The organism is Flavicella sediminum (assembly GCF_006381105.1).
Taxonomy (GTDB): domain Bacteria; phylum Bacteroidota; class Bacteroidia; order Flavobacteriales; family Flavobacteriaceae; genus Flavicella; species Flavicella sediminum.
On the sequence record NZ_VDET01000001.1, the window covers coordinates 229,138 to 245,983 of the forward strand.

9 protein-coding genes are annotated in these 16,846 nt (G+C 35.0%); all 9 read right to left on the reverse strand.

The features are described 5' to 3' along the window. Nucleotides 1–19: 19 nt before the first annotated feature. The gene (locus FGM02_RS00655) at nucleotides 20–1,177 is read right to left on the reverse strand and encodes a mandelate racemase/muconate lactonizing enzyme family protein (RefSeq protein ID WP_139955932.1); all 1,158 of its coding nucleotides are present in this window, start codon (nucleotides 1,175–1,177) and stop codon (nucleotides 20–22) included. A 27-nt stretch (nucleotides 1,178–1,204) separates the two neighbouring features. Further along, a complete protein-coding gene (locus FGM02_RS00660; protein ID WP_139955933.1) occupies nucleotides 1,205–2,494 on the reverse strand; it encodes an MFS transporter in 1,290 nt (429 codons plus the stop codon). After that, entirely contained in the window at nucleotides 2,487–5,774 is a 3,288-nt protein-coding gene (locus FGM02_RS00665; protein ID WP_139955935.1) for a VCBS repeat-containing protein, read from the reverse strand. Before FGM02_RS00665 ends, FGM02_RS00660 begins: the two co-directional genes overlap by 8 nt. A gap of 84 nt (nucleotides 5,775–5,858) precedes the next feature. After that, nucleotides 5,859–7,436: a RagB/SusD family nutrient uptake outer membrane protein gene (locus FGM02_RS00670; protein WP_139955937.1), complete on the reverse strand. Its 1,578-nt coding sequence runs from the start codon at nucleotides 7,434–7,436 to the stop codon at nucleotides 5,859–5,861. A gap of 16 nt (nucleotides 7,437–7,452) precedes the next feature. Further along, nucleotides 7,453–10,518, reverse strand: coding sequence for a SusC/RagA family TonB-linked outer membrane protein (locus FGM02_RS00675; protein WP_139955939.1), 3,066 nt, complete (start codon nucleotides 10,516–10,518; stop codon nucleotides 7,453–7,455). 383 nt (nucleotides 10,519–10,901) lie between these two features. Beyond that, complete coding sequence (galB, locus tag FGM02_RS00680; protein ID WP_139955941.1) at nucleotides 10,902–13,385, reverse strand: beta-galactosidase GalB; 2,484 nt, start codon at nucleotides 13,383–13,385, stop codon at nucleotides 10,902–10,904. A gap of 18 nt (nucleotides 13,386–13,403) precedes the next feature. Then, nucleotides 13,404–13,718 carry a Dabb family protein gene (locus FGM02_RS00685; protein ID WP_139955943.1) on the reverse strand — a complete coding sequence of 105 codons (315 nt, stop codon included), beginning with the start codon at nucleotides 13,716–13,718 and terminating at the stop codon, nucleotides 13,404–13,406. A 213-nt stretch (nucleotides 13,719–13,931) separates the two neighbouring features. Next, a complete protein-coding gene (locus tag FGM02_RS00690; protein ID WP_139955945.1) occupies nucleotides 13,932–15,755 on the reverse strand; it encodes an arylsulfatase in 1,824 nt (607 codons plus the stop codon). A gap of 15 nt (nucleotides 15,756–15,770) precedes the next feature. Then, nucleotides 15,771–16,757, reverse strand: coding sequence for a Kelch repeat-containing protein (locus tag FGM02_RS00695; RefSeq protein ID WP_139955947.1), 987 nt, complete (start codon nucleotides 16,755–16,757; stop codon nucleotides 15,771–15,773). Between the last annotated feature and the right edge of the window lie 89 nt (nucleotides 16,758–16,846).

Genomic DNA, 16,846 nt, shown 5'->3' on the forward strand with positions numbered 1-16,846 from the left:
TCTAATCATTTAAACTAGTTTACCAATTTGTAAAAGACCCATCATTTTTTCTTAGACGAGGAATTTCAATAGGTTTAAAAGTTTGCTTTAAAATATAGTCTTCATCGATTTCAACACCTAGCCCAGGTGAATCTAAAACAGGATACCTTGTGCCTTCTAATTTGGGTTGAACAGGATAAAATTTAGGGTCGTTTGTAGATACGTGTGCACCGGTATTAACTTCTTCTAACCAACTAAAATTAGGACATGCAGCAGCTAAATGAATGGTTGCAGCAGTACAAAGTGGTCCTAGTGGATTGTGAGGCATAAGGTCTATATAATGGGCTTCTGCTAAGGAAGCAACTTTCATTGCTTCGGTGATTCCTCCCACATTGCAAACATCTATTCGAGCATATTGGGTGATATTGCGCTCTAAAAATGGTAAGAATTGCCATTTACTTGAAAACTCTTCTCCGATAGCAAAAGGAATGTCGATCATATTTCTAAGGCTTTCATAAGCTTCCGGGTTTTCGTCTCGTATGGGCTCTTCAATAAAATCAAGTGTGCCAGGAGGAATTCGATTCATGAATGAATAGGTCTCAGCTGCCGTCAATCGCGAATGGTAGTCTAGACCAATGGTTACCTTTGTTCCAACTTCTTTTCGTAAAGCGGTTACCCAATCTGCAATAATGGCAATGGATTCTCTGGGTTCAAATCGGCTGATGTCTGCTTGGTCTTCAAATTCTGCTGGAGCCAAACGAATCATATCCCAACCTTCTTTTACCATTTTCTTCGAGCGTTCCATGAGTTCTTCAAAGGTGGCGAACCGTACCGAAGCAAAGCAAGGCACATAGTTACGTTGTTTGCCACCAAGTAATTCGTAAACAGGTACCCCTAAAGCCTTTCCTTTTATGTCATGAAGTGCAATATCAATAGCTGAAATAGCTGCCGTTAATACGCGACCACCTTCAAAGTATTGACCTCGATATAGATTTTGCCAGATAGCACCAATTTGATTGGGATCCTTTCCAATAAGCAAGGGTCTATAATGATCTATGGCTCCTACAACGGCCAGTTCTCTTCCTGAAAGACCTGAAGCTCCCCATCCATAGATGTTAGAGTCTGTTTCAATTTTAACGACTAATTGACTTCCTGAACCAACGTTAATCGGATATGCCTTTATCTCCGTAATTTTCATCTTTCTTATTTTTTTATCTACTACTATTTAAATGTCTTCTTTTGGTATAATACGTTCTACTTTTCCAACGATGAAAGTGTATGAAAGTACACCAATTAATGATATAACTGCTATAAATACCAATGCTGGCCTAAAGTCTCCGTCTGCTACAAGATATCCAATAATAGCAGGCACAAAAACGGCTAAGCCTCCAATAAAATTAAAAGCTCCTCCAACGAGTCCTAAATTTTCTTTAGGGGCTATTAAAGAGACAAATACCCAAGCAATACTTGCTAGTCCCATTCCAAAACCTGCTAAGGCTAAAAATAGAATAATAAAAAAGATATCATCTGTGTAATTCGCACCAACGATAAAAATAGTCATTAGCATTCCTATGATAATGGGTGCTTTTCTTGATATTTCTACCGAAAAGCCTTTTTTTGTTAAAAAGTCTGATGTAAAACCAGACAATAGAATTCCAACAAAAGCGGCCAAATAGGGTACTGAGGCATAAAAACCTGATTTAACAAAGTCGAGCCCTCTAAATTCTACTAAATATGTAGGGAACCATGTTAAAAAGAACCATGTAATTGCCCCTAAACAAAATTGGCCAATATAGATTCCCCATAGTTTTTTGTAAATAAAAGCTTGTTTTAAATCGTTCCAAGTAAACTTCTTTTTTTCTTTTTCTTTGGTTTTAGCCCCAACTAATCCTCCTCCTTTTTCTATATAGTCTAATTCAGATTCACTTATAGAATTATGATCTCTTGGGTCTCTATAAAAGAAATACCAAACGACAGCCCAAACCAAACCTATAAGTCCCGATACTATAAACAAGCCTCTCCAACCTAATGAATCCTGAATTAATGTTAATACTGGCATTAAAAATGCTAAGCCTAAAAACTGACCAGAGGTATAAACGGCAATAGCCGAAGCTCTTTCTTTTTCAGGGAACCATCTGCTTACCACTAAATTGTTAATGGGGTATGAAGGAGCTTCAAAAACTCCGATACTTGCTCTTAATCCTATTAAGGCGCCTAATGAATTTATAAAGCCTTGTAAAAGAGTGGCTAATGACCAAAACACCAATATGACAGAGTAAAAAACTCTAGATTTAATTCTATCCGCAAGAACACCACCTGGTATCTGTAATGTAGCATAGAATATTCCAAAAGCAGAAAATACCCAGCCCATTTGTTCTGTGTTTATTCCTAAATCTGTTCTTAAGGCAAAAGCTGCCACCGAAATATTTGCCCGGTCTAAATAATTAATAACGACAGTTATAAAAACCATGGTTAAAATGTTAAATCGCTTTTTTGTTTTTAGGTTTTTATTCATTTTTTTTAATTATTTGTAGGGTTTCGTTATTTCTAAGCAATATATAGCCTGTTTGTTTGTGTTTTAATTTGATGGGAGCTATGTTTTTTATTTCACCGTCTAAAAATAAATGACTTTCTTTTGCTGTTATGGCATCAAATCCTTTTCCATTTCCAATTAAAATGATCCCTAAACTGGCATCGTTTCTTGGGGTTTCCACTTCTGAATTGTGTAAGTTTCCAACCGCAATCAAATCGGGGTACGCATCATGGTTGTAATCAATTTGTTGAAATTTATTGATGGATGAAAATTGTGATTCATTTGGTAATTTATGAATTTTAAACGTTTCATTGCCTAAGTTTTCAATCCAGTGATGTGCAAATGTGTTGATTTTATAATGCAAAGATTCTTTTAACATGCGTTCTCCATAAATATCATCTAGATTTGCTTCCGAAAAGGATTTATAGGTTTTAAAACGATGTTTAATCGCAGGTATTTGTTGGGAAGAACATTCTCTACCTCGAAGTGGCAGTTTGGTTCCTTTTTTATCATAACTTAAAACAATGTCTGATTTACCATTTTCATCAAAATCATTGGCATACACTTCAAAAGAAACCTTTTGATTGGTTTTGTATTTGTAATTCAAGCCAAGATTTCCAGCAACATAATCTAAATCACCATCCTGGTCTATATCTATTTTTTGCAAGCCATACCACCAACCTGTAGTATTTTGTAAACCAGAATTACTCGTGATTTCTTTTAGTTTAGTGCCTGTGTTTTTAAAGATTCGAATTGGCATCCATTCCCCTGTAATTATTAAATCGATGTTGCCGTCTGCATTAAAATCATTCCATAGGGCTGAGGTAACCAAACCTGCTTTTAGCAATTCTGGCGCAACAGTTTCTGTAACATCTATAAATTTGACTTGCTCATTTTTCTTGCCTTGATTCTGTAGAATATAACTTTTTGCAGGATATGGATAATTCCCAGGTACAATTCTACCTCCAATAAATACATCTAAATCACCATCATTGTCATAATCTGCTTGCGTAATGGCAACTCCGCTTCCTGTTATTTTAGGCAATGCATTGGTTGTTTTGATAAACCCTTTTTCGGTATTGATATATAGGCGATCTTGAAATAAATTTTCAGTTCGTTTATCAGGATTTCCTCCACTAACAACATACAAGTCTAAATCACCGTCGTTATCTACATCAAAAAGTAGGGCAGCAGTATCTTCAAAATCTAAGTCTAGTTCCCAAGGACCAGAGACAACAGCAAAGCTTCCGTTTTCGTTTTGAGAATACATTTTGGCCATACTATTTTTAGCATTTCCAACAAAAAAATCTTCTAATCCATCGTTATTGATGTCACCTACAGCAAGTGCTTCGCCAAGTTGAGAATATTTATGCGGCAATAGCGGTTCGTTTTCAAAATCATTATAGCTGTCTTCTTGGTGTTTGAAATCGACATTTAGTTCTTTCGAGATCTCTTGATAAGCGAATGCACTTGTATTTTTATTGTTTGTTAAGTTTTTTTGATAAGTGATTTCTAAGGTTTGGTTAGCAGTTATAGTATTCAGAATTTGTTGGTTACCATCTGCCCAAGTAATTTCAATTGTCTCAATAGTATGTTCTTTACCAAGTCCGAAATGCGAAATAGGTTCTACACTTGATTGGTAACCTCTGGTAAGTGTAATTTCTTGAGTTTGTGAAGTTTTATTTGTGTGAACCGTAATTTTTGCTCCAATAGCAAAAGGGTTGGAAGGGGTACCTTTTAATTTTATTTTTAAATAATTACGTGACGTATTTGCTTCATTAATAAAAATTGAAGCCGGTTGGTCGATATTATTAATGATAATATCAAGATCACCATCATTGTCCAAGTCGGCATAAGTAAAACCATTGGAAAATCCTTTTTCATCTAAGCCCCAGTCTTTTGTTTTGTTAGAAAAGGAAAAATCGCCATTGTTTTTAAAAGCATAATTGGCTATAGGTGTACTTGGTAATAAGTTGTAAGCTTTGGCTTTTTTTTCTCCAAATAAGGCTTCTGTTTTAAAGGCTTCGTTAAGATCGTTGTTATTCACATCGCGTTTTATACCATTGGTAATAAAAGCGTCTTTATAACCATCATTGTCAAAATCGGCAAAAAGAGCACCCCAACTCCAATCCGTTGTTGCTAAACCAGCATATCTTGAAATATCGCTAAAAACGGGGTGGCCATCAGAATTTACACCGTTGTTAAATTGCAAAGAGTTTTGCATGTATTGGTAGTGCAAGCCTAATTTAATGGCATTGTAAAAAGTACTCGGACTCATACTGGCCATATTTGTTTTAGATCTTTTGTAATCTTCAGCGGTCATGTCTACTTGTAACAAATCTGTTAACCCATCATTGTTAAAGTCGGAAGCATCTATTCCCATTCCAAACATCGATGTATGCTTGGTGGCTTTTTGAATAATTTCTGTAAAAGTTCCATCGCCATTATTTTGGTACAAATAATCAGGCACATTAAAATCGTTGGATAGATACAGATCTTTGAAACCGTCATTGTTAAAATCGGAGGCAACGAGTCCTAGTGTTAAACCAAAGTTTTTGACACCTGCTTTTTCGGTTACATTGGTAAAAGTATCGTCTCCGTTGTTTTTATAAAGCTGACCAGAATCTTCTATTAAATTGGCATCCATTTTACTACGATAATAGCTATTGCCCATACTTACCGGTACGTTTGGATAGTTGGCAACGAATAGGTCTAGCAAGCCATCATTGTCATAATCGAAAAAAGTGGACTGAATTGAAATTCCTGCATCATCAATACCATAAGAGGCTGCTTTTTCCGTAAAGGTATTGTCGCCATTATTGATGAAGAGTTGGTTTTTAGTAGTGGTGAATTTTCCAGAGACACTTAGGTAAATGTCTAAAAAACCATCATGGTTAATATCTACCATGGTAGTTCCAGAATACCAGCGATTATCTCCTGACATACCAGCGGATTCTGTTATGTCTTCGAATTGCAAGTTGCCTTTGTTGAGGTATAATTTGTTTTTTGTCAGGTTTCCTGTAAAATATAAATCAGGGAGTCCGTCATTATTTATGTCTCCAACAGAAACTCCGGCACCAAGATATAGGTATGGAAATTTAAAATAATTTAACGTATCATTTTCTATAAGCTTGTTAGCAAATGATACCTTAGATTTTTTTTCATCCAGTTTATAAAAATGTGTCGAATTTGTTTCTTCATTGACAGAACTACAAGAAGCAAAAAACAAAAGGAATGCTAAAAAAGTAAAGATGTTTTTCATGAACAAATAAATTTTAAAGGAACCACCCGAAGGCGATTCCTTTGTTAACTAACCAAATATTACTATTAAACTTACTCAAATCATTTAGTATCCAGGATTTTGTTTGAATTTTGCATCATTGTCATTCGCATCAAGTTCTGAAATAGGAATAGCAAGGTATTCTCTACCAGCCTTGTAAGATCCTGTTCCTCCACTTTCAGATTTGAATTCGGAATTGTCAACAATTCTTGACTTTACTTTACCCCAACGTAACAGGTCAAAATACCTTGTGCGCTCAAAAGTCAATTCTTTTATGCGTTCATCTTCGATGTCTTGCATGGTAATTACTAAGTGAGGTGCTAAATCAACTCTTGCACGTACTTCATTAATAGCATCAAGTGCAGCGATTGTAGAGCCATTTAACATAAATTCAGCTTCGGCAAACATTAATAAGATATCCGCATATCTTAAAATTCTTAAATTATTTCCTGAGGCATGCCAACCACCATCTCTAGACTGGCTTTTTCCATTGTATTCCCAGTCGGCATATTTGTTTCCGAAAATATTAGTACCCGTCGCTGAATATGCATCAGGGTAAGAAGTATTAAGATATGTTCTCGAACTTAAGGTTTTACCTTCGTATTGAGTTGTGACTGCTGAATTCCAAAAGAAAGTAGTATACGTTCTAGGGTCCACTTCATTATTAATGGTTTGTTCATCTAAAAACAAGTCCAATGCCCATTGATTGACCCTCATTGTATTTTGGTTTGTATAGCCAACAGGAGCTAAATCAGCTTGAAATGCAGATCCAGAGCCACTATTTGAAGCATCTGCTCCCCAACCTTGATTACCATCAGATAATAATTGAATTTCAAATAAAGATTCTTTATTATTTTCAAATTCTTCACTGAAATTATGAGCGTAATTATCCATAAGTTCAAAACTGCCATCCATGATCTTTAAAAATTCGGTTTTTGCTTCCATGTATTTACCTTGGTATAAATATACTTTACCAAGTAAACCAGTGGCAGCTTTGGCTCTAGCTCTTCCTGTTTGACTTGCAGGCCAAGAATTAGGTAACATTGTTTGCGCTTTTTTTAAGTCAGCTTCAATTTGAATCCAAACATCAGCAGGGTCAGCTTGAGGAATAGAATTTGGTTTGGCAATTTGTGTAGCAGGAATCGTAATTAAAGGAACGTTTAAAAAATTGTTCACTAAATTAAAATAGTTAAATGCTCTAATAAAATAGGCTTCCCCTAAAATATTTTCTTTGTCTGTTGCATCCATATCTATATTTGGAACATAGAAAAGAACATCATTGGCTCTAGCAACACCTCTGTATTGAGCTTCCCACATCCATCTAGGTGCATTACGATCTGCCGTTGCGTTAAAGTTTCCTGCAGCAGTTCTGTCTGAAGGATTAAAACCATTAACAACATCATCTCTATAATCTGACAAGAAAATTTCAAATCTTGCATAATAAGTAATCGCAATAAATGGGCTATAAGCACCAATTATGGCTTTGTTAGCATCATCTGCAGTACTCCAGAAAGATGATGGAACTAGAACATTTGGATTGTCTTGGTTTAAGAAATCATCTGAACAGTTTGTGTTAAGTGCGAATATTGCTACTAGTGCAAGTATGCCTTTTATTGAAAGCTTGTAATTTTTTATTTTCTTCATTTTTTTCATTTTTTAATTAAAAAGAAACTTGTAAACCTAGTTGGAATGTTCTTGGAGTTGGGTAGTTTCCTTCATCTACACCTCTGTTAAATAGGCTAGTTCCTCCTCTACCATTTGTACCAACTTCTGGATAATAACCAGAATAGCTATTAAGAGTGAACAAGTTTGTTCCTGAAAGATAAAATCTGATTTTTTCAATTTTTATTTTGTCTATAATAGTATCAGGAATTGTATATCCAATTTGCGCATTTCTCAAACGGAAATAAGCACCACTTTCTAAATAGAAGTCTGACATTCTTCTGTTAAAACCAGGGTCTACTTGCGTGTTTCTTGGAACATTTGTATTTGTGTTAGATGGGGTCCATGCATTTGCAGCATCTGCCAAGTAGTTTCCGTTAAAATCAAAGTAACCTCTGTATATTGTTGAGTTCAATATTTTATTTCCAGAAACTCCATTAAAGAATAAACTAAGATCAAAGTTTTTATAATCAGCATTTATGTTAATCCCGTATTCGAAGTTAGGAATTGCACTTCCCAAAAATCTTCTATCATCCGGATCAAGACCATTTCCGTCAAAATCTTTAAATTTTAAATCTCCAGCTTTTGGATTTCCTTCTTGATCGTTAGCAGCAGTTGCTTCTGCATCTGTTTGGTAAATTCCGTCTGTTACATATCCATAGAAAGATCCAATAGGTTGTCCAATTTCTGTTCTAGTTCCTCTAAGTCCATTAGAAGTGAAGCCTCCGCCAATAATTGGAGCTTGTCCTCCTAAAGATTTTACAACATTGTCTAATGTAGAAAAGTTTCCAGTAACGCTAAAGTTTAAATCACCAATTTGATCTCTATAAGTAGCTAAAAACTCAAAACCTTTGTTTCGAATATCACCTCTGTTTTCAGGAACTGTATTAGAAGTACCTATGTAAAAAGGTCTTTGTACATTTACAAGGATATCTTCTGAGTCCTTAATGAAATAATCCATTGTCACGCTCAATTTACTATTTAAAGCATTGAATTCAAGACCAAGATTTGTTGTAGTCGTTGTCTCCCAAAATACATCTGTATTTACACCTCTAGTTATTGCGTAACCTGCTGTTCTATTTTGATCATCACCTAAAATATAGGTGCTAAATAAATTTATAGTAGGAATTATTTGATAGGCTGGTACATTGTTAGAACCCACTTGACCGTATCCACCTCTAAGTTTAATGTTTGTTAAAGCATTAAAATCTTCCATAAAGTCTTCGTTACTTAAATTCCAACCTAATGCAAATGATGGGAATTTTCCAAATCGTAAAGGTTCTCTAAAAACGGAAGAGCCATCGCGACGCATACTAGCTGTTAATAAGTATTTATCATTGTAGTTGTAGTTTAATCTTCCAAAATAAGATTGGATTCCAGAAGTGATATCAACAGAAGGTGCACCTTGTAATTTTTTGGAATCAAATGCTCCTGCAACGCTTATTCCATTGATGGCGTTGATCGCGTTAATTCCTAGTGATCTAGAATTGTTTTTTTGATCTGTAAAACCAGCAATAAAATCAATCGTGTGTTTTCCAAATGATTTTTTATAATTCAAAGTGTTTTCAACCAATGTGTTTAGTGAATTTGTATTTGATTCAGATAATTCAGATGTGGCGGAGTTACCTCCATTATAAATCAACTGGTTGTCTGGACTAAACCTAAAATTATTTCTTGAAGATGTTTCTAGGCCTAAATTAAGTTTGTAGGTTAATCCATCTAAAATTTCATAGGAAGCAGAAATGTTACCTAAAACAGTATGTTGCTTGATTTTATTTTTTATCAATGCCGCATATCCTAGTTCATTTCTAATAGTACCGGGACCATAAAAAGCACCATAAGCAGTTGTTATTCCTCTAGCTTCTCTATCATCAGAATTCCAGTTTCCATTTTCGTCTTTTAATCGAATTGTAGGAAGTAAGTTTCTTTCTTGATTAAAAAAGGTGTTTGGGCTATTTACGGTTCTAGTTAAACCGATGGTGCTTTCCATTTTGAATTTTCCCTTGTCTAATCCTGCATTTAATCGAACTGTCGTTCTTTCAAAATCAGAGAATTTAATGATTCCTTCTTGTTCAAACTGATTTAAAGAAAGGCTATACACACTGTTTTCGCCACCTCCAGAAAATCTAAGATTTGTGTTACGTACCGAAGCTGTTCTAAAAGAATCATCATATAAATTACTGCTATAATTTGGGTCAAATTGTGAATCATTGGCAGGATATCTTGGAACTCCATCAGCATCGTTTGCTCTATTTACGATGGTTGCATATTGGGTCGCATCTGCCCAGTCTACCTGATTAATCGCTTTTTGAACTCCGTAACTTGTATCAAGATCGATAGTAACTTTTCCTTTTTTTCCTTTTTTAGTTGTAATAATAACAACTCCATTTGCTGCTCTAGAACCATATATGGCAGTGGCAGATGCATCTTTCAAAACAGAAACATTGGCAATATCTCCAGGGTTTACGGTATTCATGTTTCCTGTTATCATTCCATCTATAATAAACAATGGGCCTGCATTGCTAAATGTTCCAGTACCTCTAATGGTTATTACCGAACCAGCTCCTGGTGCACCACCTTGTGCTTGTACGTTTACCCCGGCCATTTTTCCCTGTAATGCTTGAGAAGCATCGTTATAGGTATACTTATCAATGTCTTTAGAATCGATGGAGGCAATAGAACCTGTAAGATCTGATTTCTTTTGAGAACCGTATCCAACAATTACGACTTCATCCATTAAGTTTGATGTTGGGGCTAACTGAATTTTTAGACCAGATTTTCCGGTGATAACAACTTCTTTGTTTTCGTAGCCAACATAACTAACAATCAAAATAGCATTTTTGTTTGCGGTCACGGAAAAATTTCCGTCAAAATCGGTCTGTGTTCCGGTTTGTGTTCCTTTAATAACCAAATTGGCTCCCGGTAAGGGTTGGTTACTTTCATCTGTGACCACCCCTTTGATAGTGGTTTGCTGCGCTTGTAGTTTTGGTAGGGTTAGTACCATAAAAAACAGTAAAATCATACTGCCTTTTGAAAATAGCTTTAGTTGTAGTTTTTTCTTCATAAATAGTTTAGTTTAAATATTTACTTATTAATAATATGTAATACATCATACAAATATGAAGAAAAACAATGATATTTCAAAATGAAGAAATATTCAATAGTTTAAAAATGTTGATTTGGAAGAAGTTGAGTTTCGCTATAATAAATTAAAAACGTGTGTTTTCCTAGTGAAAACAATAGCTTAAGGAGAGACGTTTGTAATTATTTGCGCAAAATATTGCGCAAATAATTTTAATTTAGAATTGTTAGACTTTTTGTGAATTCTATGAAAAACGATTCTTTAGAAGAATTTAAGGCTCAAGTTTTGCAAATAATCAACCTGTGTTAGGCAGTAAATAACCTTTCCAACCTGTTTAGGTTTTAGTTGGAAAGGTTGTCGTTATTTTATTTGGTACTGATACTGGTTGATGCAGCCATTAAATTGTTTGAAGTTGCTTTTATTTGAATGTTTCCACTTTTTTCTGTTGACTTGACAATTAATAGACACAAACCATTAAAGGCTTTTCTTTGAGGTACTTGAAAAGAGGCCATTGATGTTTGGTCCCCATTACCAACAGCTGCTAACGTTCCTGCTCCATCTATTTCAAAACTCACTAAATTATCTGCCAATGGACAGATATTTCCATCTTTGTCTTCAATTTTAACGGTGATAAAAGACAAATCATTACCATCTGCTGATATTTCTGTTCTGTCAGCAATTAGTGAGATTTTAGCTGGCGCACCTGCTGTTTTTATTTCTTTTTCAGAAACTACTTTTCCGTTTTTGTAGGCAACAGCTTTGATGCTTCCTTTTTGATACGGTACATTCCAAGACAAGCGGTACTTTGTTTTGTACATTCCTTTTTTGAATCCGTGGTATTCTGAAGGAATTTCTGTAAAATCCTTCCCCTTCACTCGTCGTCCGAAAGATTTTCCATTGACAAATAATTCTACTTCATCACAGTTGGTGTAGGAGTAAACAGGAATAATTTCTCCTTCTTTTCCTTCCCAATTCCAGTGTGGTAAAATATGCACCATTGGTTCTGTTGTCCACTGACTTTGGTATAAATAATATCGGTCCTTAGGGAAACCACATAAATCTACAGGAGCAAAATAAGAAGATCGAGAAGGCCAGTCGTCATTCCAATACCCATTTGTAGAATTGTCTCTTCCTCCATAAGGAGTAGGTTCTCCTAAATAATCAAAACCCGTCCAAATAAATTCTCCTAAAGATCTTGGCTCTTTTGCTTGTGCATCAAATTCAATATCTGGAGCATAAGCCCACGGCGGTCCCACAATTACATCATAACTAGAAACGTGATTGGTTTCGTGTTTCTCTTTAAATTCTATCGGTAAATGGTACACACCACGGCTACTTGTTTGTGAAGAAGTTTCTGATCCATAAACAATCATATTTGGATTGTCTTTTAAAATTCCTTGATAGTTTTCTGGCCAATAATTCATACCAACAATGTCTACATAATTGGCTAGTTTGTTTTTAAAAGGTGCCGGAAAATAATTAAATCCAACAGTTGTAGGACGCGTATTGTCTTCGTCATGACAAATATCGTTTAACATTTTTGTGATTTTCCATCCATCTTTTCTAGACTGTTCTAAAATTTCATTTCCAATACTCCACATAATAACGGAAGGGTGGTTACGATCTCTTTTGATCATATCACGTAAATCTTTTTCATGCCATTGGTCAAAATAAGTGTGGTAACCATTTTCAACTTTTCCTATTTTCCACTCATCAAAAGCTTCAACAATAACCACGATACCCAATTCATCACAGGCTTTTAAAATTTCTGGTGAAGGTGGGTTATGACTCGTACGAAGTGCATTTACTCCCATGCTTTTCATTATTTGCATTTGACGTTGCTTCGCTCTAAAATTAATGGCACTCCCTAAAGGACCTTGATCGTGATGCATACAAACACCATTCAATTCTACTTTATTTCCGTTTAATAAAAAGCCGTTTTCTTTACTGAATTCAATAGAACGAATTCCAAAATTCGTTTTGTATACATCAGAAATATTTCCATTGACAAGAACAGTACTTGTGGCTGTATATTGAACTGGCGTATCTAAATCCCATAAAGCAGGATTGTTTAAAGTCACATGGATTGCTGCTTTTTCTGTGGAGTTTTTAGAAAGTGTCAGTTTTTTACTGTCGTTTGCAACAGTTTCTCCATTTGGATTGGTGATCACGGTTTCTAAAGTTACCGAAGTATTTTTATTCAGTTTATTGCTAATTTTTGTTTCAATACTTACAGAAGCTTTTTCTTTTGTTACTTTGGGTGTTGTAATAAAAGTTCCCCATTGCGGAATGTGCACTGCTTCATTTATTTTTAAACGAACATTTCTATAAATACCTGCACCTGGATACCATCTTGCTGATAAGTCGGTAGGTGACAATTGAACGGCTAGTACGTTGTCGCCATCAAAATTAATGTGTTTTGTTACATCTAATTCAAAACCGATGTAACCATAGGGTCTTTCGCCTACATAGTTGCCATTTAACCAGACTTTGGCATTGTTCATAGCGCCATCAAATTCAACAGATATGTACTTGTTTTTCTGCTTTTTGTCTAATGAAAAATGTTTTCGATACCAAGCTTCCCCAGTAACAGGTAATCCACCAGTTCTAGCATTGTGTTTAATGTCAAACGGACCTTCAATAGCCCAATCATGCGGTAAGTTTAACTTCCTCCATTGCGCATCGTTGTAGTTTGTTTTTTCAGCACCAGGCAATGTGTCTTTTACAAAAAGCCAATCTTTATTGAAATTTTGATCCTCAAGAGATAAATTTTGAGGAACTTCACAGGAAGTCAAAAAGCAAGATAGGAGCATAGCCGTACTTGCAAATAAAATGTAGAGTTGTTTCATGGACTATTTTTTTTTAGTTTAAGCTTCGGAATCATAAATGAGAACGCGATCCCATAATTGACTAGATTCTTCTATAAAAGTTGTATGTACGTCTTCTATTTGGTATGCGTCGTGTTGTTTTTTAGATTGAAAACCAACGGATAATGAAAAAGTAAAGGAGTCGTCAATAACAGCACGTTCTTTTTTTGGAGGAGTTCCAATAAAGGAACTTTCGATAAATTTTGAATTAGAAATGAATTTTTCTAATGAGGATTTGAAAGCGGTTTTGTCTTCAGAAGATTCTGGATTTTTTAACCAGAACAAAACCGTATGCATAAATTTTATGGTAGCCATTTTGTTTAAATTATTGGATTCTTTGTAAATATAGATGTATTAATATTTTCCACAAAAGAAAGACCGATACGTATTAAAGGAAAAGACATTTGTGGTAGGATTGGCAATTATTCAGAATAAAGAAGTTACTTGATTTTTATTCTCGTCAAAATTTGACATAAAGAAGCCCTGAAAATTATTTTTCAGGGCTTCTTTTTTTTTGCATATAATTCGTTATATTTTTTCTATATATACATAGTATGCAACATTTTTATTTCCTTTGGCGTCGTAAAAGTTCGCATTCATTTTAGTTTTACCCGCTTTTAAATTTATGGTAAAAGTAGCTTCTTTGTCTTTGTTTGTCACGGCGACTTCTTCAAAAATAGTGCTGCCAAGTTTAATAGAAGCTTTTGTGTACTGCATGTTTTTACCTGCTGGAATTTCTTTTTCTAATCCAGGAAGTTGCTCGGTACTAATGGCAGGAATAGTGGTATTGATCAATAGGCCAGATTCCAAAGGATATCTGCGTAAAGCAATATTGTAAGTCCCTTGTTTTTTAACATCAATACACCAGTAACCTTTTCCTTTATTTCCATTTCTAATAGCTATTTGATTCCAGGGTTGGTTTCCGTTATCCGCATGAATATCATGACAGGTTAAAGTAATTGGGTTTTCTTTTTCGGATCCTACTTTGAAATAAATTTCTTTATCAAAATCTACAGAAACTTCGTTCCACCATTGTTCGTAAAAAGCACGCATTTCTGCAACTTTCTCTGGGTTTTTATCAGCAATATTGTTTTTTTGACCTTTGTCGTTTGAAATGTTGTACAATTCCTTTCCGTCAATTAACCTCCACTTATTTTGCATTACTGCTGAAGATTTCCATTTTTTTGGACTTTGAATTCTTTGAGAATCGGTAACCAACATTCTGTTATTTGTTGTTTCAGGATTTTTTAACATTGGCACCAAGCTCTGTCCGGCAATTTTTAAATGCTCCTTTGGAAGTGAAATACCACAAAGTTCTGCCAAAGTAGGCATAATATCTACAACACTTGTTAGTTCATTAATGTCGGTTGCTGTTGTAATATTTCCGTTTTTCCAATGAATAAAGAAAGGAACTCTATGTCCACCGTCATACTGGCTACCTTTGTTTCCTCGCATACCAGCATTAAACCCGGTTGAGGTTTTTGTTTTTTTATTGTAATAGTTTCCTGCTGCCGTACCATTATCTGTCATAAAAATTAAGATGGTGTTGTCGGCAATTTTTAAAGCTTCTAATTCTTTTCTAAGTTTTCCGAAATTGTCATCTATATTCGTAATCATGCCATAAAAACGTTTTTGCTTTTCAGCTAAAACAGTAGCAGGTAAATCTTTGTACATGTTGTAATAAGATACAGGAACATTGTATGGTCCGTGTGGCGCATTAGATGCGATGTAGCAAAAGAATGGCTTTTCTTTGTTCTCTTTGATGAAATTAATAGCTTCACCAAAAAAGATATCTGTACAATAGCCTTCGTATTTAACAGGTTTTCCATTTTTAAAATAGGTGTCGTTAAAATAGGTATTGTCCCAAAAATCTGGCGTTTGCTGAACACCACCACCACCATGCATTACGGTATGTTGAAAACCTCTGTGTTCAGGTCTAAACGGATAATTGTCTCCCATGTGCCATTTTCCAAAGCCACCAGTTGTATAACCACCTTCAGCAAACATATTGGCCAAGGTTTTTTCTTTTTCTCTTAATAAAGACCAGCCTCCAATGGTATGCCATACACCTGTGCTGTTAGCATATCTTCCTGTCATTAAAGCAGAACGCGTAGGTGCACAAGTAGGACCCACATGAAAATCTGTTAAGTGGTAACTTTCTCCATGAAAAGCATCAATATTAGGTGTTTTGATGATTTTATTTCCATGCACTCCTAAATCTCCATACCCTTGGTCATCAGTAATTACTAGAATTACATTTGGTTTTGTTTCTGCGTTTTGCTTGTTTATTTTTTTACTAGTACAACTTGTTACTGCTAGAATAAGTACTAAAAAGTAATTGATTATTTTCACGACGTATATATTTAATTAATATTTTTCCATTGTTGTTAATTCTGGTGATCCACCCCTATGACCACAACCAGAAGCGATGTAAATTTCATCTTTAAAAATTAAAGCACCAGATCCATGTCTTCCTTGGAATAAAGGAGGGAAAGTTGTCCATGTATGATTTTTAATACTTAAAGCTTCTACTTGGTTATGCGCCTGCTCCTGATGTATCGATTCTCCTCCAAGAACTAAAATAGCATCCTGATAGCGAATGGCCATATTTCCGGCTCTTTGCGTTGGGATTTTTTCTTTTAAAGTACTCCATGTATTACTTTGAATATCATAGACATCTACTTCGGCAATAGTTTCAGAAAATGTAGCTTTTGGAGCTTTCGATAAACGTCCAGCCAAGGTATAAATTTTACCTTCAGCTTCTACGGCTTGAAAATGATCTCTTGCTCTTGGTGCATCGGGAAGTATTTTCCATTCACCTGTTTCTAAATTATAAGTATCCAACCATTTTTTATGACCACTACGGTGACCGTCTAAAATACCACAGCTCACATAAACAAGGCCATTTTTAATAATATTTCCTGTAGATCCTCTTCGTCTGTCTTGAGGTATTTCTGCATCTTTTACCCAAGTGTTTGTATTTGTGTCGTAATAATAAATATGTTCAACCGGAGTTTCTCCAGGATATTTTCCGGTCATGGCTCCAATAATATAGACTTTGTTTTGGTATACTACAGGTTGAAAATGATGGAACTCAATTGGAGGTTTTTCTCCAGTTGTCCATTGTTGTGTTTTTGTGTCGAAAATACTAACGGGTCTTATTCCACGACCTCCTAATAAATAAAATTTATCGTCGACTTTTACAAAAGCGGCTTCGTGTCGTTTGATGGGTTTTGAAGCGTCAGAAGCAATAACTTCTTGCCATTTTCGAGTTTTTTTGTTGTTTTGTTTTTTTTCAGAATTACAAGAACAAAGTAAGATGAGTGCTAGACTGGTAAGTAGTATTTTTTTCATTGAATAACAATTTTAATCTTGTAAATGTAGCTTTTTGTTCTGGCTTTAAGAAAAAATAAAAGTAGACAATCCTTATCAGGCTGAACGGC